This is a genomic window from Propionivibrio sp., from assembly GCF_049316945.1.
Lineage (GTDB): Bacteria > Pseudomonadota > Gammaproteobacteria > Burkholderiales > Rhodocyclaceae > Propionivibrio.
Genome location: NZ_JBMOJE010000104.1, coordinates 1 through 17,626, shown reverse-complemented (window position 1 = coordinate 17,626; position 17,626 = coordinate 1). Strand labels below are relative to the sequence as shown.

Annotated in this window: 20 protein-coding genes; 2 read left to right on the top strand and 18 right to left on the bottom strand. The window is 54.8% G+C overall.

The annotated features are described in order from the left end of the window. Positions 1-45: 45 nt before the first annotated feature. Genes ACOYNV_RS19640 through ACOYNV_RS19610 form a run of 7 tightly spaced genes read right to left on the bottom strand, consistent with a single transcriptional unit; the run spans position 46 to position 7,452 of the window. Positions 46-582: a hypothetical protein gene (locus tag ACOYNV_RS19640; protein WP_422901504.1), complete on the bottom strand. Its 537-nt coding sequence runs from the start codon at positions 580-582 to the stop codon at positions 46-48. Between the two features lie 22 nt (positions 583-604). Next, entirely contained in the window at positions 605-1,432 is an 828-nt protein-coding gene (locus ACOYNV_RS19635; protein ID WP_422901503.1) for a hypothetical protein, read from the bottom strand. Further along, positions 1,429-3,234: a hypothetical protein gene (locus ACOYNV_RS19630; protein ID WP_422901502.1), complete on the bottom strand. Its 1,806-nt coding sequence runs from the start codon at positions 3,232-3,234 to the stop codon at positions 1,429-1,431. Before ACOYNV_RS19630 ends, ACOYNV_RS19635 begins: the two co-directional genes overlap by 4 nt. Continuing rightward, positions 3,231-6,443, bottom strand: a complete 3,213-nt coding sequence (locus ACOYNV_RS19625; protein ID WP_422901501.1) for a transglycosylase SLT domain-containing protein — start codon at positions 6,441-6,443, stop codon at positions 3,231-3,233. The genes ACOYNV_RS19630 and ACOYNV_RS19625 overlap by 4 nt, the downstream gene beginning before the upstream one ends. After that, entirely contained in the window at positions 6,433-6,609 is a 177-nt protein-coding gene (locus ACOYNV_RS19620; RefSeq protein ID WP_422901500.1) for a hypothetical protein, read from the bottom strand. The genes ACOYNV_RS19625 and ACOYNV_RS19620 overlap by 11 nt, the downstream gene beginning before the upstream one ends. A 10-nt stretch (positions 6,610-6,619) precedes the next feature. Next, on the bottom strand, positions 6,620-7,024 hold the full coding sequence (locus ACOYNV_RS19615; protein WP_422901499.1) for a hypothetical protein: 405 nt from the start codon (positions 7,022-7,024) through the stop codon (positions 6,620-6,622). 2 nt (positions 7,025-7,026) lie between these two features. Further along, on the bottom strand, positions 7,027-7,452 hold the full coding sequence (locus ACOYNV_RS19610) for a hypothetical protein (protein ID WP_422901498.1): 426 nt from the start codon (positions 7,450-7,452) through the stop codon (positions 7,027-7,029). 90 nt (positions 7,453-7,542) lie between these two features. On the opposite strand from ACOYNV_RS19610, the gene ACOYNV_RS19605 reads away from it, so the two are divergent. Beyond that, positions 7,543-7,869 carry a hypothetical protein gene (locus ACOYNV_RS19605; RefSeq protein ID WP_422901497.1) on the top strand — a complete coding sequence of 109 codons (327 nt, stop codon included), beginning with the start codon at positions 7,543-7,545 and terminating at the stop codon, positions 7,867-7,869. A 43-nt stretch (positions 7,870-7,912) separates the two neighbouring features. Here the strand turns inward: ACOYNV_RS19605 and ACOYNV_RS19600 are convergent, their stop codons facing one another. Genes ACOYNV_RS19600 through ACOYNV_RS19590 form a run of 3 tightly spaced genes read right to left on the bottom strand, consistent with a single transcriptional unit; the run spans position 7,913 to position 10,701 of the window. Then, complete coding sequence (locus ACOYNV_RS19600) at positions 7,913-9,628, bottom strand: hypothetical protein (RefSeq protein WP_422901496.1); 1,716 nt, start codon at positions 9,626-9,628, stop codon at positions 7,913-7,915. A gap of 12 nt (positions 9,629-9,640) precedes the next feature. After that, complete coding sequence (locus ACOYNV_RS19595; RefSeq protein WP_422901495.1) at positions 9,641-9,856, bottom strand: hypothetical protein; 216 nt, start codon at positions 9,854-9,856, stop codon at positions 9,641-9,643. Positions 9,857-9,873: 17 nt separating this feature from the next. Continuing rightward, entirely contained in the window at positions 9,874-10,701 is an 828-nt protein-coding gene (locus ACOYNV_RS19590; protein WP_422901494.1) for a hypothetical protein, read from the bottom strand. Between the two features lie 96 nt (positions 10,702-10,797). On the opposite strand from ACOYNV_RS19590, the gene ACOYNV_RS19585 reads away from it, so the two are divergent. Further along, positions 10,798-11,565 carry a hypothetical protein gene (locus ACOYNV_RS19585; RefSeq protein ID WP_422901493.1) on the top strand — a complete coding sequence of 256 codons (768 nt, stop codon included), beginning with the start codon at positions 10,798-10,800 and terminating at the stop codon, positions 11,563-11,565. Here the strand turns inward: ACOYNV_RS19585 and ACOYNV_RS19580 are convergent. The 8 genes from ACOYNV_RS19580 to ACOYNV_RS19545 form a co-directional block, all read right to left on the bottom strand. Beyond that, complete coding sequence (locus ACOYNV_RS19580; protein ID WP_422901492.1) at positions 11,562-12,197, bottom strand: hypothetical protein; 636 nt, start codon at positions 12,195-12,197, stop codon at positions 11,562-11,564. The genes ACOYNV_RS19585 and ACOYNV_RS19580 overlap by 4 nt on opposite strands. Next, positions 12,198-12,962: a hypothetical protein gene (locus ACOYNV_RS19575; RefSeq protein ID WP_422901491.1), complete on the bottom strand. Its 765-nt coding sequence runs from the start codon at positions 12,960-12,962 to the stop codon at positions 12,198-12,200. It abuts the gene before it with no gap. A 103-nt stretch (positions 12,963-13,065) separates the two neighbouring features. Then, complete coding sequence (locus tag ACOYNV_RS19570) at positions 13,066-13,374, bottom strand: hypothetical protein (RefSeq protein ID WP_422901490.1); 309 nt, start codon at positions 13,372-13,374, stop codon at positions 13,066-13,068. Between the two features lie 45 nt (positions 13,375-13,419). After that, entirely contained in the window at positions 13,420-13,632 is a 213-nt protein-coding gene (locus ACOYNV_RS19565) for a hypothetical protein (protein ID WP_422901489.1), read from the bottom strand. Between the two features lie 54 nt (positions 13,633-13,686). Beyond that, positions 13,687-15,201: a hypothetical protein gene (locus tag ACOYNV_RS19560; protein WP_422901488.1), complete on the bottom strand. Its 1,515-nt coding sequence runs from the start codon at positions 15,199-15,201 to the stop codon at positions 13,687-13,689. Positions 15,202-15,231: 30 nt separating this feature from the next. After that, the gene (locus ACOYNV_RS19555) at positions 15,232-15,873 is read right to left on the bottom strand and encodes a hypothetical protein (protein WP_422901487.1); all 642 of its coding nucleotides are present in this window, start codon (positions 15,871-15,873) and stop codon (positions 15,232-15,234) included. A 9-nt stretch (positions 15,874-15,882) separates the two neighbouring features. Then, positions 15,883-16,755 (bottom strand): hypothetical protein, encoded by an 873-nt coding sequence (locus ACOYNV_RS19550; RefSeq protein ID WP_422901486.1) that lies wholly within the window; start codon positions 16,753-16,755, stop codon positions 15,883-15,885. Between the two features lie 162 nt (positions 16,756-16,917). Then, complete coding sequence (locus ACOYNV_RS19545; RefSeq protein WP_422901485.1) at positions 16,918-17,487, bottom strand: PBECR2 nuclease fold domain-containing protein; 570 nt, start codon at positions 17,485-17,487, stop codon at positions 16,918-16,920. Positions 17,488-17,626 lie beyond the last annotated feature (139 nt).

The following is a 17,626-nucleotide window of genomic DNA, read 5'->3' as shown; positions in this document are numbered from 1 at the left end:
ACCGCCTCCAAACCCTTGCGCCATCAGGGGGGCGCGGTTCGTGCGTCAGGGTTGTCCGGATTCCTTCTCGCTTGACTGGTCGCGCAGCATGTGCATGGTGATTGCGTACTGCGCGAGCAATGGACGCGACTTGTTGCGCTTCAGGACGAATTGCTGGGGTGCGACAACCCAATTCAGATGATCAAGCCCGTCTGACAGGATCAGCAGCACCTTGTCCGGGTCATTGCCGGCCTTGGCTACTTCTTTGCGCATCCGGTGCCATTCCGTGAATACGGTTTTGTGCAGTTTGACAAAATGCTGGTAGCCGTCATCCGTCCCGCCATTGACGCGCGGGCCGCCCCATCCGGTTATTCCAGAGAGCGAAATCGACTTGACGCCCTGCCCGAAGCTATCCGCCCACGCGCCATCTTCACCGAAGGTTTGAGTTACCGCCAAGCGCGACGGATAGGTGATCGACAAATCTTCCGGGCGAACAAATAACGGGAAGATCAACGGCGGCCCATCCACTGCCGTATTGTGCAGACAGAATGAAATCGGCCGCGCGTCAGCTTTCAGTGAGTCAGGAAGGGATGAGGTTGCCATTCCTGCATGCTACGGTCACGACCTACGCTGGCGGGCTGGTATTCCCCCCTTGAGGATCAGGATGGACATGGTTCATCAGGGATTTTCCGCCAGCGACAACATCGTTTGTCACGGTGACTGGACCAAGCATCGTGCATCCCCCGCCTGAAGAGCCCTTACCTTGCGTTAGCGATCCATTGACGACAGTATTGCCATTGAGCGTTATATCCGGAGCATTCACGGTCATGGTCGGCGAATTCGTAGTAATGGACGCCGACGATGTGACAGTCACGGCCCCTGTCGCTGTCGCCGTGATGGTACTTGCCGTATTGATGGTGATGGCGCCGCCGGGCGCAATGTCAATGGAAGCCACGCCGCCGGCCTGCTCAACGTGGATATGCACAGCCCGGCCAGTGTTCCGGGCAATGTTCCAGATGCCGTCATAGTCAGCGCCGGTTAAATTCTCATGCGCCGGGCTCTCGGCAATGCGAACGAACGCGCCCGAGGGGTGCGCCAGTTCAATGTTCCCTGCCGAATCGATGGTGTGATAAACATCAGAAGCATGCCGATTGACGCGGAAATCATCGCGCTTGAACAGGCACTGCGAGACTTCAGGGAACAGGAACCCGACACAGAACGGCATTTCGCCGTAATAGCTGATGGCCGCCGTAATGTCGCGCGCCCCGGTGTTGTCGGAGTCGTACCCCTTGGTGCAGTCCGGAAGGTGAAGATCAGCCAGCCCGGTCTGGCCGGTCGCCATTTCAGCCAGCACCCGGACGCCGGCCACCCGCGCGCCGGTACGAAGAATGACCACATCAATCTGGTTCGACTCGGGATGAATAGCGACAACATGAGCAAATTCATCGATCATTTGACACCCCCTAAATCACGGCGGGACAGGTCAGGCGCCTTCTTGATCTGGCTTGACAGCACAAACCCATTGCCGCGCTCGACTTGCGCCGTGGTGAAAAACCCGGAACCGGGTATGTACTCTTGCGACACGGACGGCACGTAGTAGGTGACGGTCATAGCGGAAGAATGGACGACATGAAGCATCATTCCGGCGCGCAGCTTTTCATTGCCCTTCAGGCGCAGACTGCCGCGCTCAAGAACGGACGCATCCGTATTCAGGTCGACAATGCGCTGGCGCCGGTTGCCGAGCCAAGTGAGGATAATTTCATTCTCTTTGGCGCGCTTCTCTTTGTAGTCGCCATCACCATCTTTAGAGTCAGGCGCATTGACTTTTGTAACCACCTTCATGCGCCGCTCACCGAAATAGGCTGCTTCGCTGTTCAGGTCAGAAAAATGAAACGGGTTTCCATGCTTTTCTTCCACGGCGATTAGTTTTTGTTGCGCCTGCGTGTACACGGTCGTTTGAACGCTTTCAACCTCGTAAAAATTATAGACGCCGGCATCGCCGCGCGACAGTTGCATGCTGGCTACGTCGCCAAGGCCGATTTTCACCGCTTCTGGAAACACATCGGTATCGACAAACTTTGTCAGGTCAGGCCACCAGGCCGGCTGCGGACGGGCAACGATGATCACATCCGGCCCGACATCCTCAATGTAGAGCTCGTTGAAGGCGCCCACGTCAAGAAAGGTAGCGAGAAGCTGGTAAAAGGTCATGTCCTGCGCGTTGCCGACGCCGAAGGGCGATATTCTTCCGGTCAGCGAGCATTTCAAGGTGACCGGATTCGGGTAAATGAAGGATACGCCAGCAGTCGGGGTTGTGTCGCTTTCAAGTTGGTCGATTTCCTTTTTAATTCCGGTGCGCTCGGCCATGATCGCATCAAGTTTTACATTCGATGCCTTGTTCTGCGCAAGATCGGAGTCCATTTCCGATTTGGCTATTGCCGCGCCGATGGTATCTCCTGATGATGTTGCGGCGTCAATATCCGTTCTGTGTTGCAGTGCCTGCCCATAGGCAGCATTCCCGATCTTCTCTTCGGCTTTTGCATCCGCCGTCAATGAATCGCACCTCTCCTGCAACTTCGCCCGGCGTTGCTCGACTGTCTCACCCGCTGCCAGAGGCTTTGACGGCTTCCCGGTTGCCAGTGACAATATGGCCTCAATGTAGGGCTTTAGACACATGTTAACGAACGTTTCAAGAAACTCGCTCGCGTCCATGATTCGCGCTTCGTTCGCCGTTAAAAACTTGTCGAAAAATGACAGATTGTGAATCTTGTTGTCAGCGTTGACCGTGCCGCTGTAGTAGTAGATGCTCGCCATCTGCCATACCTTCCCGTAATCCTGCCCGGAAATGGTGATTGAGCGTTGCGGAGCCCCATTGGCGATCGACTCGGATTTTGCAATCTGCGAGACGAAACCGCGCATCAGTACCGGCGGCCAGTTCTTTCTGTCTTCGGCAGACACGTCCGGGCCGGGCGCGTCATGCGCCATGCGAATCTCGATCAAGTCCATTGGCTCGATCAACATATCAAGCGTTTCAAGATAGGTAGGGTGCGGGCGCGTTGTCAGGCTTATCGAGAACGCCCCGGCCGGCTCGCGCACGCTCTTCTGTGTGCGCACGCCACCATCGGCCAAGTAGGGCGTCAGGTCAAGTATCCGGAAGTCCTTGTAGCGTTCGGATGAAGGCTGCGATGTTCCTGATATGTAGTCGCGCGAGCGAACCTTGATCAGCGTTACGCGGATTCTTGGCTGATAGAGTTTCATGATTCAGCTACCTTTGCGCCAGCGTAGGTGCCGGTATGGCGCGGGTTCAGCGGTACCGAATGCTGGTCTACGCTGCCATTTGGGTGATTGACATTGACGTTGACGGTCGCTTGATCAAACCCGATTTTTGTATTCTGGTTTGCATTTCTGGCGGCTTCTGGAATGTTTTTGTCTCGGTAATTGGCTATCTTCCCTGTGTATTCAGAAGTTTCTGTATTGTCCCATTTCTCAGGAACCCACCCGCCGTTATAGGCTTTTTGAGAATCTTCATTGGTTTTGAACTTCCTCAAATTCTCCTGCATCATTAACCGATGCGCCTCAAGTTGGTCCATGCGGGTTTCTATCTTTCTCCCCATGCGACCTTCCATTACCTTTTTCTCAGGCGGCATTATTTGCCCAAGCCCTACAGCCCCGCGAGGGGATACCGCTTTCTCATCGTTTTTGCTTTCAACCCAAATCTGCGCCGCAGAGGTTCCGGGTTTTGCCCCAAGCAATTGATCCGTCTTGGCAAGATAGGCGGACTCTTCATCCGATAATTTCATGCCTTTTCTTGGCTCAACATACGAACCTGCCGGCGCCTTGCTCGCTTCAGAAGCAACGGCTTTGTCCTTGCTCGCTGCGTCAGTCGCAGCCTTCTCTTTCGCCGCAGCCTGATCGGCATCATCCTTCGCATACGCGGCTTTTTTTTCCGCCCTCGACATGCCGCTCTGAGTAATCCTGTCGTGTTCGCTCATCGATGGCACGTCACCTTTTTGACGTTTTAGCCGCGCTTCCTTCTTATCTTTATCTTCAGGCGTTTTGTAGTCAGCGTTTATTTCTCTCTCGCCTTCTTGATCGCCATATGCGTCATAGGTTCTAGCTGCGGCGCCGAGAACACCCCCAACGACAGGAGTGTTGTCAAGAATAGCGTTTCTAATTTTTCTGCCCGGAGTGTTGTTCCCTTCTTTGTACAAATCAAGTTTGACATCACGTGTCATTTCCCTGATTTTCACGGCTTTTTCTTCGTCCGTCCCTTCTCCTGCTTCGATTTTTGCTTTTCCTTCGGCGATTCTCAAACTTGTCTGCGCCTCGCGTAGTTCAGGCGTCATCCCGAAAGCCTTGTCAACGAGCTTGAAAACCCCCATTTGAATAGCTGTGGTCAGCGGAATGATCAGCGCGGCATACGACCGGAACTGGTTATCAAGGCTGACTGCTGCCTCGCGCGCCTTCTCGCCAGCATCCTTGTTCTCGCGCGTGCCGATGACGGCCACCAGCGCCTCTATCTGGCCGGTAATGTCTTTTTCCGATTCGGCTTTGTTAAGTTTGCTCGCCTCTTTTTGCGTCATCGCGTCAGGGCCGGTCAGCGCCCGAGCTTTGGCGGAAAACTCTTTCAGGGCTTTTTCGTCGCCCGTCATGATCTGCGCAACATTGGAAATTTGCGAATACTTGAACTTGTCCTTGGTTCCTGTTTTGTTCAGTATTCCGTCCATTGTTTGCTGCTGCTTGTCCAGCCCGCCATTCGTATCCGTGCTTAACTTGAACGCTTGAGTCTCGGTTCGATTCAAATTAAGCGTGCTGCCAAGGATGGCTAATTTCTGCTGTTCTGTCGCCCCTTTCTTTACCGCATTTTCGTACTCATGGGATAAATTTAATTTTTCTTTATCTTCAGGAGAGGCATGGTCAAGAATACGCTTTAGCCGCGCTCGTTCCTCTATACCTTCCGGGGTTTTGTCAGAAGTTTTGTTGATGTTGCTTTGAATAGTATCGCCAAACTTTGAAAACGGATTTGCGCCGCCCATCAAGTCGACGTCCCACGCGCGAACATTCTCCTTCCCGCCAACTTGCTGCATCCAATCCAGACGGTTGAATTTCCCGGCCTCAGTCCCGCCGCCCGGATTCGCCCAGCCTGAAGTGATCTTGTCGGCAATATCGGCCGCCCCTTTGGCGTCAAGCCCCGGAATCTTCAGACTGCCAAGCGAGCCAAGCAGCCCAGCATAGGCGCCCTCATTCCCTGTTTGCAGCGAAGTCCTTGCCGACGACTCCATGAAACTTGCGATGGCGCCCATGACGTCATCGGCCTTCGAGAAGGCGCCGGTCTTGCCCACGGCATCGCCAATCAGCAAAGCCAGTTTTCGATTGCTCTTTTCGGTGCCGTCAGAATTGCCGAAGTGCTTTGCTGCGGCCAGCATTTCAACCCCGGAAGAAGGGTCAAGGCCAAAGCCGCGCGATAGCTGCGTGCCTTGACTTACGCCATAGGCCAGTGCTTCAGATGATCCTTTGCCGAAAGTTTGCGACGAGGCCGAATAGGTCTTTGCCAGCTTGAGTTGTTCAGCGTCCGTGGTGCCAAGGCCGCGCGAGAACATCTTGACCGCGCCGCGAAGTTCTTCAAAGCCGGTCGTGGTGCTGCCGAGCGATTGACGAAGATCATGGTAGCCAATGGCGTCATCCTGCGCCTCGCCGACCTTTTCCGCGACTTTCTGGATGCCTTTGATCGCCAGCAGGGCGCCGCCGGCAATCAGGCCGCCGGTAGCGAGCATACCCATGCCGCCCATCGCGCCCATGCCGCCAGCGCTTTCTGCGGCTTGCCCCATGATACGGGTTCCAATGTTACCGCCCATGCCGGTAGAATTGAATATTCCACGACCTGCCGTCTTGAACATGCCCAATAGGCCGCCGCCTCCTTGCTGTTCTTGTTGCTCCAGCCCGAGTTTGCGCATCAAGGCGTGCTGCTGCTTTGTGCCTTCTTTTTGATTGATAAATGTTCCACGGTAGCCAGCAACAATCTTTTCAAGATCGCCGTCAAAGCTACGGAGCCGCGTGTTGTACTTGGAAAGTTCGGTTATCCGGCGACGGACTTCCTTTACCTCTTCGTCCGACGCTTTGCCGAACTTCTTGGTCATTTCCCTTCGTGCGGAATCGTCTCTTGATTTTTCTTTGGTTACGTTCTCAGTCGTTTTCTGGCGAGTAGTTTCTTCCTTTTTCTTCGCCTTCGCTTCGTCCGCAACCGTTTTTTCAAGTTCCTTCGCCACTTTCTGGCGCGCGGCCGCTTCTTTTTCCTTCGCTCTCTCTAACGCAGCGTCCGCTTTTGTTTGTTTTGCCGGATTTGAAGACCCCGGTATAGAAGGCTGCGCACCACCACCACTTACCGGGGGAGTGGTGGACGTTGGGGCAGCAGGAGGATTAGTTTGCTTTACCTCTACAGTTGCGACGATAGGTATGTTAATTGTCATTTATAACCTCTTCCCAATCGTCAGCCGCGATCGCATCCGCCCGGTCAGCTTCAGCGAGGATTTCTTCAATATCAATGTCATCGTCTTCAAAGTCTTCCGTCGACTTCGTTTCGGCGTACTGGCACGCCCAAAACTCAGCCTCGACCTCTTCCGGGGTCAAGGCCAAGAAGCGCGGATCATTTGGCGGTAGGTGATACCTTTGGCGAAACCAGAACGGGATCGACTGCGACATCGCCTTGCCCGTCTTTTTGGCGCGCTTCGTCTCGGTCTTGTCGAAATCGGGACTCGGCATCTTGCAGCTTCATAAAAAGCTGCCATGCCTGTTCCTCCACTTCAGGGCGATCCACCAAATCAACGCCGCCAAGGTCTTCCCACCCTTTAGGGCAGGCCACGACCAGCGTTTTATAGACGGCCAGCACGGTAACCTCGGCCACCGTATCAAGGTCATCGCCAAAATCACGCGACATCACGGCAATTTCGCCGCGAATCTTGATCCGGTCATTGAAGGTGCGCCGGGCAAACCTGAATTTTCCGACACCCTCAAGATCAATCAGGAAGTCAGTATCTTTTGGCTCGCGCATGCTTAGGCGCCAATACCAGACACACGCAGAGCCTTGAAGCTGGCACTGGTGCTGACCACTTGGTTCGCCGTGATGCGGATGTCGCCCGAGTCGTAGGAGCAACCCATGTACTTGCGGATTTCTTCGCCGGTATCCTTGCCGATAACCACGATGTCAAACACGCGGCCAACCAGCGCATCATCACCGTCAACGGTAGTGATACCAGCGCTGCGAAGCTGTTCTTTTTCAAGAACAATAGCCTCGATCTGCAGGGAATAGACAGCTTGGGTAGGCACGTGTTCGATAACGTGAATGTCACCGATACCGGCTACAACCTCCAAGTTGTAACTGTCGTGAAGGGCGACGGATTTGCACGCGCCGACTTGCTTGCCGTCAAACATGACAGCGATACGATTGCCACTTTTTGCTTTAACGTTTGTAGATGCCATGACCGACTCCATTGAGATAATGGAATCAAGCGTGGCGTCACGACCAGAACGGGTGTATGGTCATTGAACCCGTAAAAAAGGAGTCAGAAAATGCAATTTGGAACATTGGCCGCTGCCATGTTATTTGCTTCTGGAATGGCAATCGCCGACTGCCCGCCCGGCCAGATGCCCGGACACGACCGAAACGGGAACCGAGCCTGCATCAGCACATTGACGAATAAAGTTGTTGCGCTGGAAGCGGTTCAGGATGCGCACTGCTCGCCGGGATACGATCGGGTTCTCGACCCGCAAGGCCGGTTCATGTGCATCGACAAGAAAACGCGCGTGATCGCCAGTCCGCAGCGAGCGAACTGCCCCCCGGGAACGTGGCTCAAGGAAGATGCGTTTGGGTATGAAAGGTGTTTTCCAGTGCCATAAAAAAAGGCCGCCGAAGCGACCTCTTTTGTTGATACGACTACGTTCAGAGTGATGCAGAGCCAGAATACGGAACGGCAAAAATTGCCACTGGAATATAGTTGATTGGTATAACCGGACTACATTGAAAGCTCACCTTCATCACATCACCCTCAAGACTTGCGGTAATGTTCTTGTAGGCAGGATTCAGTTTGTCGCCAACAATTACACCCGGACCCATTGGTTCTTGTTCTGCCAATTTAGCCAGAGTCGAATCCACCCTTGAAACAGCCATCGCCAAAGCGGTCGGCGTACCCTTCATCCCGCGCAGATCATCCAGAATGTTGCGGACATTGCGAGAAACGAAGTCAAGCGCCACACCAACCGAAATTTCAACCCGGTTGTAATTTGAATTCACAAGCCAAGTGGTGATGCTCTTGACTACCTTGAATCCCTTGGGCGTATCCTCGACACACAGCACGCCACCAAGAATCAGCTTGTCGGTATCGGTCGGGTTACGCAGCTTGCGTTCAAGACCACGCACCTTGATCGTCTTGTTGGTCAGCGCGGTACCCGGATTGACACCCGAGAATGCGCCGGCCAGCATTCCAGCAAGGATGTAGGGCGGATAGAGCGTCAAGGTGCCAACGGTGTTGTAGTCGTAGAAGCCAATGTGCGTATAGCTTGCCCGATCACTGCCGAGGGCTTTAGCGGCTGCAATGGCGAAGTCATCCGTCTCGTTGATGTCGCCACCAACGATACATCGCCGCTCCATGCGCGCAATGTTGCTCATGTACGAGCAATGGGTATCGGTCATAGCATGAATGGCGGGGGTCGGAGAAACCGGAACAACCCATTGCACATCCTCAGTCTGCAGGGCATCGAAAGCGGCTTGCCACTGAACATTCGTCACTTCGCCATCTGTTGCGGCGGCCAGATAGGTGAATGCCAGATTGGCAGGAACCGTTCCGACATTAGCTTTGCGCGTAGCGGTAACATAACCTTCGCCGTTCGAGTTGAACCAATCGACTACAGCTTGCAGGTTAGCAGTCACCGTGAACAGCGTTGTCTTGATGCTCTGCGCGGTCGCATAGTCAAGGCCGTTGAGTGTCGCCTTCTCATAGTTCCCGTCAAGCACAATTGCCGACAAGGAAGGCGAGATAGCATTGATACGATCAACGACTTGGCTGATGGTGCCAAAGGCCGTTAGGTCGATAACCACCGGAGTAGCCGAGCCGAGTTGCACCGTGACCGAAGCGGACGAGATAGAGATTGTCGCTGTCGCTTCCGCGCCGGTATAGACGACCGAGAACGCATTGCGCTTCACATTATCGTCGCTGTAGTAGCTGGTACCGAACTGCGAAGTCAGCTTCTTTCCCGACACAGAACCGGCTTCGACCTTGACCTTGATGCCGTTGGTGAAGAGGCCATAGCCCTCAGAAACCAGATCAATAACGCTGGCCGCCGAACCGTCAAGCAGGGTAAGCGCCGCTTGTGTAGCCGGATTGACGCGAACGAAAACAACTGTCGAAGGGCCGTAAGTCTGTGCCGAAGGATCAAAGGCCAGTTCAATCGCCTTCAGCGCTTCGCCTGAACGCAGGACAGCGCGAGCCTCAGAAGCCGAGCCAAAGCGCAATGCAGTTGCCGGCTTGCCGCCTTCGGACTTGCCGACGATCGCCAGCAGGTTACCAACGCTGAGATTCTTGTTATACATGGCCGAATCATCGACCACAGACATTGTTGCCGGGCTAACCCACAACCGACCATTGAAAAATACACCCATGATGTTCTCCTTTTAGGCCGGGGCGTTAATGAAAGCAGTGAAGCGCTTGCTGTAAGCGGCATCGGTGTCTTTGGCGCGGCCAGCAACCCGCTCGCCATGCTCAAATCCGCCGATCAGTTCGACGCGACGGTCGGTACTGGAAAGGCGAGTGCAGAATTCTTGCAGCGACATCGGGAAATCGGCTACTTCCGATGGTGTTTCAACAGCTACGGCATCGTTCTTTGCCATTTTGAAGCTCCTTAAAGTTATGGAATTTGGGTTATTTCAACGACACGGATAGCGCCTTCGAGGGCAGAATTCAGGCTCATGGCGGTACAGGTCAGCGTGCCGTTGATCTGATAGACCGGCGCCGAATAGCGCTCAAAATCTTCAGCGTCTTGCTGCGACAGGTCGATCATCATCATTCCGGCATCATTGAATATCGGCAGGTTACCCAGCACAATTCGCTTGATCGCCTTGCGCAGCGCGATACGCTCATCCGGGTTCAGGCTCCATCCGCTGATCCCGATTGACCACTTGGATAACCAGCCTTCGGACGATTCCCATTCAAACGAATCGGAGTTGAAAACATCCTCGGCCATCATTTCGCCAAGGGCGCGATCGCTGGAAGAGTCCGAATTTACATGGACGGTAACAACCGGCCAAGCCAGATTGTCGTAAAGCGGGGGCGCCGTCAGCACTTGGATACGGCCGTTCTTGTTGTTCAGGTTGCCTCGCGTGACTTCGACCTGCAGACCAAGATCAATGCGCTCGCGCACGATGGAAAGCACGTCGACGGATAGGTCGGAGTCGATGGCGGCCGGCGTAACAGAGCGAGATGCAGACGCCTGCCAGACAGCAGCGACCAACGAATAGAGGACGTAGAAATACGGGATTCCATTAACCAGCCCGGACCAGTCCAGCACAGCGCGCTCAGGGGGGCCGTCATAGACGACTACGGCGCCGGTATCATTCCATGCGGTAAAGGTATCCGCCGTCTTGCGCAGCAGCACGCAACGAGTCGCGCCAGCCGGCGGATTGAGCATCAGCCGGGTAGCGTTTCCTGTCGGTAACGGTTGCGCGAGGGTAATCATTCCGCAGCCGCGAGGGGAAGGTAGCAATAATCCATAGCTTGAATGGTGGCGTCACGACCACGGCGTGACACTAGACTGAGCCAAAGGGGATCACATATGGCCGATTACAACATCACGCTCGACTACAGCAACCAGATGCTCGTCATGGATACGATAAACGAAATTCTGGCGAAGCAAATCCACAACTCGGTCGGGCTCGCCGCTCAGATGGTCTATGAAGCATGGGCTGATGGCGTGATGAAAACTCCGGGTATCTGGCAGAAGGATCGCGCAGAGTATGTGCAGTCCCTGAAATGGGATTACACAGGACCATTTTCAGCCAAGGTATCGACCGACTACAAAATAGCGGACGAAATCGAAACCGGGCGCCCGGCCAGAGATTTGAAGCGCATGCTGCAGACCAGTAGCAAAACTCGGCAAGGGAAGAACGGGAAGTACCTGATTATCCCTATCCGCCACAATGCGCCAAGCAGTAGCGGACACTCAAGCAACGCGCGCCAGATGCCGGCTGAGATTTACGCCGTTGCCCGGCAGTTGCAGGTTTCAACGGTCACCGGTAGCACGACGCGAATCTCAGCGACCGGCGCGACGGTGCCGCAGAGCATCTACGATTGGGGCGGCCGGTTACCCGCCGGCATGGCGCCGAAGATGAAGCCAACGCACGTCACGGATATTTACGCTGGCATGGTTAAGACTGGCGAAGGCAACAGCAGCAAATCCGCAGGCTACTTGACGTTCCGCCGGATGAGCGAAAAATCGAGCGGATGGGTGATCCCGGCGCAACCCGGCAAGTTCATCGCGCGCGACGTGGCGCTGGCGGCCACCCCGGACATCGAGAAGATTGTCGCCGAATCGATGGGTTAGCGGCCGTACAGGTCGAACAGCCGAATCTTGACCTTGCGCGGCAACGTCAGCCCCATATGCTCATTCCGGTTTGACGGCAAGGCATCATAGGCGAAATACTCAGAGAACCGCCGGCCAGTGATCGAATACTGCACCCCGGCCGCCGGCTCACCAGCTACCCACGTCAGAACGCCCGTTGAGCTAACCGCAGGAATACCGCCCTCAACTACCGCCGTGCCGGCCGTGTTGCGCCAGAACACGCGGGTTATTGATTCTGCGGTCAGGTCGGCCAGATTGTCATTGTTCCCGCGAACCAGCGTCCTTGAGAAAACATCTGTGCTGTTGAGCAAGGTCACCCGGTCAAAGCGCCCCATGCCGTAAAGAATGGAATCGCTGCCGATCGACAGGCTCATGTCGCCCTGTTCCATCGCGCCGAAGTCCTGAAACGATGGATTGACCACTTGCTGAGTCACCCCGGCAAAGCCTTCTGTCGGAGCATTCCACATCCGGCCCTTGCCCTTGCACAATGGGCAAGCCGGGCTCGCGGCTCCAGAATGCTCTTGGATGCAGGGGCAAGCAAACGACTGGCGCCAGAGAATGCGCTGGCCCATATGCTTCAGGTGTTTGTTGAAGGATGCCGGGTTAAGTTTCACTCACATCACCATGCAGCGCACGCCCTGCAGGGAATCCCGCAAGGTGCCAAGCATCGAATCAACCCCGGAAGAAAACTTATCCACATCAGCAGAGAATGACTGGCTCAGGCCATCGGCAGAGATAGAGCCTGACTGCGGAACGAAAGCATCATTGATGATGCGCAGCACGGCCATTTTCTTGATCAGGTCAATCAGGTCCGGATAATCGCGCGCCGCATTAGCCATCCCGGCGGTGTAGCGCACCCTGATCATTTGCGGAACGTGCCGCCCCCCGGCCATCATCGACAGGATCATGGTAGAGAACGCCCCTACCGACATTGACGACCCGCCGGGTACAAAGCGAAGATGCCCGGCCTTCTTGTCGAGACGAATCCAGCTTGGAGGCATCAGGAATGAACCGGCTACCGGCGCCGGATAAACGAATTCAAGCGAAGTGATTTTCGATACCAGTTTGTTGCGCAGTACCAGATAGCCCCAATCTTCGGTATTCCAAAGCTCAGGCTCATAGTCATAGGCCGCCTCTTCAATCCACGGTGAGGTACCAACAGCGGTGATTTCCGCATCGGTAGGCTCGCCAGCGAATACCGTTGTCGGCTCAAGCAGGACGCGCAGACGCCGGGCTGCATCGGCTTCTGCAGCGATCAGTTTGCTGTAGAGGTAATCGTCGGTGATGTCGCTGGTGTTGAAATAGGTACCGCCGGCAAGGATTAACCGGTCAGCGCGCAGTTCGGCGACAATCTGTGTCTTGCTGGCAAATAGGGTCACTTGGACATATCCATGAAGTTCATAGCGCTATGGTGGAGTCACGACAGGCGAAAAAAAGCCCGGCTTGTGACCGGGCTCTTCTTTTGGAACGTGCTACCGAATATCAGGCAGATGCCATCAATGCCGCTGCTTTGAGCGACACCAGAATGTCATTAACCTTACTTTCGATGGCGTCAAGGCGGGCTTCAGTGCCTACAGTAACCGTATCGATTGCTGTATTAACCTGTGCTGCAGTCGGGGCAGAAGCGCCGGCACAAGCTGCTGCCGGAACCGCTACCGTTGTGCCAATGGCTGACACAACTGCCGCCGGGCCGCTGCCTTGCGAATCGATTGCTGCCACCAACTCTTCGGCAATCACCTTGCTTGTTACCGCCACGGCGAGCCGTGATTTTGCTTTTGCGCTAACTGTCATTCTAATGCTCCTTGATTACGATACTGCGCGGCCGGTTGCCTGTATTCAGGCGGCTGGCGCATCCTTGATTTCCTTCGGTGCTTTTGGCGCCTTGGGTTCTTTTCCGTCATCCTCGACCGTGTAGCCGGGGATTCCTTCAAACTGTGCTGCAACGTCCTTGCCAAGACCAGCGGCAACAACGCTTCCATTCTCTTGTCGCTCGAAAGGCACGCCGTTGATTTCTTCGCTGGCATTCGGGCTGGTGCAGGTTACTTTCACGATTTATCCTTTGTGAGTTGCCACCCCGAAGGGCAGCAATTTACAGAACGGCGATTAGACCGTGGAATGCGGGCGCCACACACTGTTTACCGGGAGAATGTTCTTTATATAACCGTGGTGTTTAGGTTTGGTGACCCTAAGGTAACCGAACAAAAATTGAAACCAAGAATTCACCGGAACGCCGCCGATGCCGAAGGGCAGCGGAATCTTGGTCATTGGCTGGAACTGACGCCAACCGATTGCATCACTGGCCGGGTTCATGTTCAAACAAGGAACGGACACGGTACCGGGAACGTCGCGGTTGATGTCGGTGAAGGTCGTTGTTGCGCCGGAAGTGCGGGCAATAACCTTGACCAAACGGAAGTCGGTCACAGCGTTTGTGCCATCCTGACGCGAGCGGTAGATTGCATAACCGGTTTCGAGGGTGCCTGACGATTGGGTAATGGTCAGAACAGCCTTCTTGCCAGCAGCAACAGCCGTTTGCGAGGAAAGAACAACAGCCGATAGACCTTCGCCATTGCCACCGATGCCAGCGACAGCGTAGTAGTAGTTGCCGGCGCGGGCTGCGGTGAACATGCTGGCCGTGTCGTCAGCAGAAGCAACGATCGTTACCGAAGCGGGCTTGAGTGCGGCATTGGCAGTGGCTGTAGCCGGCCAAGTCACTTCAATCGGCTTGCTCATCGGGAATTCGCCGTGATGCAGGAAGGTATCGACGTTGGTCTTCAGCACGCCTTCAGTCAGGCGGATGCCTTCAACGTGGCCGCCAATGGTCATCGGCGAATTCGGTTGAGCGCTCCAGCGGAAAGCAGGGTCAAGGCCCATGTTCAAGTCGGTTTGAACAGTAGTCGGCATGAACGTCTCGGTGATGCGGCCCCAATTGCCGTAATCCTGAATTGCAGCTTGCAGCTTGGTAAAGGGCTCGACGGTGGTCAGCGCGGTACCGGCCATGTCGATAACGTGATCCGAACCACACTTGCCGGCAGCAATGGCCGCGTCAATTTGGGTGAAGATACCATCGTACTGAGTCGGGCTGGCGGCCGCATTGCCGTTGAACAGCAGGTATTCCGCATCGGTCAGGAGTTGCAGGGCGCCGTTGCGCTCTTCAACAGCCATCGGCTCTGCGAGGTTCTTGCCGATATTCAGCACGTAGCCAACTTGGCGCAAGGTCATCAGAAACTTGACCAGACCAATTTCACGACTGTATTCACCTTGGGCCGAGCGAACGGTACCCATCTGGCCGTTGGTCGAACCGCCGAGTACGCCGCCGATACTGTTCTGACGGGTGTATTCGTCAACGACGTTGGTGGCATTGGATTGCTGAAGTTTCTTGAACAGAACGAAATGCTCTTCTTCCTGAACAACAGTCTTCATGGCGGTATCGAGCGATTGAACGCCGAGGGCTGCGCCACCGGTTAGGCCGGCAACGTCAGTAGCGCCGGTCATATTGGCCGTCAAAGCCTTTTGCAGTTCCTGAGCATCGCCCAGCGAACCGCCGAGCGAGCCGCCCAGCATGGCAGCGCCACCGGCTTGAATGCCAGCGAATTGCGCCATAATTTCTTGAGGATTCATTTGTAAATCTCCTGATTGTTTGAAAACCGGTTAGCTCGCCATGACGCGATTGACAATGGCAGCATCGATTTCGCAACCTTGGCGCAATGCCACGTCGCAAATCGTTAAATCTTTTCCGCTGATGCGGCCGGCGTCGAAGGCCAGATTGGCTTTAGCCATGAAGGAGCCAGCATTCAATGGCTCATTGCTTTGCAGGCTCTTGATCATGGCGCCGGTCGGTGCGTTGATCGACTTGCGGCCACTGCCAGAATTTGCCAGTGCGACATAGCTTTCCTGCAGCGACTTGATCAGCGTGCCTTGCGACTTGATGATGCCAACAAGCACTTCCATTGACTTGGCAAGATCAGATTTTTCGTCTTCGGCGCCTTGCGCCATCAGGTCGATACGATCATTCAGCGACTTGATCATTTCTGTACCGTCGATGGCTTCAAATTCTTCGCCGTCAGCCGTGGTGCCATTGAACGACTTGGCGAAGGGGTTGCCTTCTTCCTTGTCGCCTTCTTCAGCAACGGGCTTCTTCTTGGCGACCGGCTTGCCGTCCTCGTCAAGTTCTTCGTCGTCCTCGTCGTTGTCGCCATCGGCAGCAGCGGCTTGAATCTTTTGATCATCCTCGTCGGCCGCGTAGCTTTTTTGCAGCGTCTCAAGGTCGTCCAGCAGTTTTTCGTAAGACATTGTTGCTCCTTAAATTTGCCGCTTGTTTGCAGCCGATTGTTTAATTCCGCGCAGAAACTTTTCCACCCACTCTGATGCTTGGTCGTGAGAAAGCCCAAACGCGCGAATAGCGTAATTTGTAATGTCACGACCGGTTTTGTGCGAACGGATAGCCGCAGAGAGTTTTTCCCGGAAGTCGAAATAGCTTTTGATGCCGAGGTCGAGCGACTGCATGCCGAAGGCGCCGCCACCGGTCAGACTGGCAGCGTCCGTAGCGTAGCTGGCTTCCAGCGCCTTCATTACGTAGCCGTTCAGCGACTTGGCGAAGATGCCCATCGGCGCAGACGATGCGGTAGATAGGTGCTGGTTGACTGGAGTGGCCGACAGCGCCAAGTTGTTCCATCTGGTTTTCGTCACCACCGGGATACGATCACCGGTTAGCGGGTCAAGGCGAATCTCACGCCCAAGCACGGAGCCGCCCACTGATGCGTAGTACCGTGCCGGCGGGTTGAGCTTGGTCAGGCCGTCCCAAACATTGTTGGCTTTTTCGGCCAGCGGAGTATCGCCGCTGTAGAGCTTGGCGCGAACTACGGTCTTGTCACCGGAGAAGCGAACTTCAAGGGGTTGCCCGATCGCCCATTCTTCAGCGATAAGCCCCATCTTCTGCGCGACGGCCGGCATGGACTTGTGATCCATGTCGATGATGCCGAATTTCAGGAAGTAATCAGCGGAATCTTTCAGCGCCTTGGAAAGAACAATCTCGCCTTCAATGTCCTTTTGCTCGCTGGATGCCTCGACGTAGATTATTCGGTCCATGCCCTCAGTAGCAGGGATAGCCTTCATCATGGCGCCGAAGACCATGAAGTCAGGAATGGTGGAAAGCAGTTGCTCGTCGTTTAGCATGCCCCCTATGGTGGCGTCACGACTTGGCAGCAGGGAATAATCAACAGTTGATTTTTTCTGGCGGCAGGGGCAAAATGGTTGAACAGATGACAGGCGATGTTTGTTGCTAAACCTAAAGCAGTCATCCATTGAGGGGCGCGAGCAAACCGCGCCCTTCGCCTTTTATGGCCGACGATAGATGCGCTCGCCGTGGCGTTTCAACTCGCAATACTCCGGTCTATGATGCTGGAATCCAGACCATCCGATCCAAACTTCATCAGCAGCGTTTTCCTTGAAAACCGCAACAATATGCAGGATTCCTTTCTTGGCTGTGTATCGGCCAAGAAAATTCAGGCCGCGATCTTGATGACCTCCCGAATCAAGCCAAACCTCATCGGGGTGTTTGATTGTTTCGGCAATGTAGCGCGCATAGATCGCCCTGCCATTCTTATTGATCTTCGTATCGCCGGTTAGATGGTTTGTGAAGATGTCCTTCGAGACAATCCGCCGATACGGGATCAGGTCAGTGAGTTCAATGGTTTCGTTCCACTTCGCCCCGAATTCCGCCATGACGCGGTCAAGGTAGAATCTATCGTCTTCCATCGCGGGGAGAATCTCAATATTCATGGTTCTTGGTGCAGGCATTTCCATAGTATCACTTGGCGCACTTCCGCCACGCTTTCCCTTTCTTCCCTTGTGTCCAGCGAAGGACTTAAAGATAAAAAATCGGATGTTATCTGGAATTGGATTCACGCCGCAAATAATCCGGCCTGTACCGGAAGCTTTATGGCGGCTTCGATACGCGCTTTTGCTATCGCCATGTACTCCGGGGATAGTTCGCAGCCAATGAAGTTGCGCCCGGCGAGAACGGCCATCTTTCCAGTCGTGCCGC

Bases quoted from the DNA above. Each gene is read 5' to 3' on its own strand.
- ACOYNV_RS19640 (WP_422901504.1), bottom strand. From the start codon at position 582: ATGGCAACCTCATCCCTTCCTGACTCACTGAAAGCTGACGCGCGGCCG.
- ACOYNV_RS19635 (WP_422901503.1), bottom strand. From the start codon at position 1,432: ATGATCGATGAATTTGCTCATGTTGTCGCTATTCATCCCGAGTCGAAC.
- ACOYNV_RS19630 (WP_422901502.1), bottom strand. From the start codon at position 3,234: ATGAAACTCTATCAGCCAAGAATCCGCGTAACGCTGATCAAGGTTCGC.
- ACOYNV_RS19625 (WP_422901501.1), bottom strand. From the start codon at position 6,443: ATGACAATTAACATACCTATCGTCGCAACTGTAGAGGTAAAGCAAACT.
- ACOYNV_RS19615 (WP_422901499.1), bottom strand. From the start codon at position 7,024: ATGCGCGAGCCAAAAGATACTGACTTCCTGATTGATCTTGAGGGTGTC.
- ACOYNV_RS19610 (WP_422901498.1), bottom strand. From the start codon at position 7,452: ATGGCATCTACAAACGTTAAAGCAAAAAGTGGCAATCGTATCGCTGTC.
- ACOYNV_RS19605 (WP_422901497.1), top strand. From the start codon at position 7,543: ATGCAATTTGGAACATTGGCCGCTGCCATGTTATTTGCTTCTGGAATG.
- ACOYNV_RS19600 (WP_422901496.1), bottom strand. From the start codon at position 9,628: ATGGGTGTATTTTTCAATGGTCGGTTGTGGGTTAGCCCGGCAACAATG.
- ACOYNV_RS19595 (WP_422901495.1), bottom strand. From the start codon at position 9,856: ATGGCAAAGAACGATGCCGTAGCTGTTGAAACACCATCGGAAGTAGCC.
- ACOYNV_RS19590 (WP_422901494.1), bottom strand. From the start codon at position 10,701: ATGATTACCCTCGCGCAACCGTTACCGACAGGAAACGCTACCCGGCTG.
- ACOYNV_RS19585 (WP_422901493.1), top strand. From the start codon at position 10,798: ATGGCCGATTACAACATCACGCTCGACTACAGCAACCAGATGCTCGTC.
- ACOYNV_RS19570 (WP_422901490.1), bottom strand. From the start codon at position 13,374: ATGACAGTTAGCGCAAAAGCAAAATCACGGCTCGCCGTGGCGGTAACA.
- ACOYNV_RS19560 (WP_422901488.1), bottom strand. From the start codon at position 15,201: ATGAATCCTCAAGAAATTATGGCGCAATTCGCTGGCATTCAAGCCGGT.
- ACOYNV_RS19555 (WP_422901487.1), bottom strand. From the start codon at position 15,873: ATGTCTTACGAAAAACTGCTGGACGACCTTGAGACGCTGCAAAAAAGC.
- ACOYNV_RS19550 (WP_422901486.1), bottom strand. From the start codon at position 16,755: ATGCTAAACGACGAGCAACTGCTTTCCACCATTCCTGACTTCATGGTC.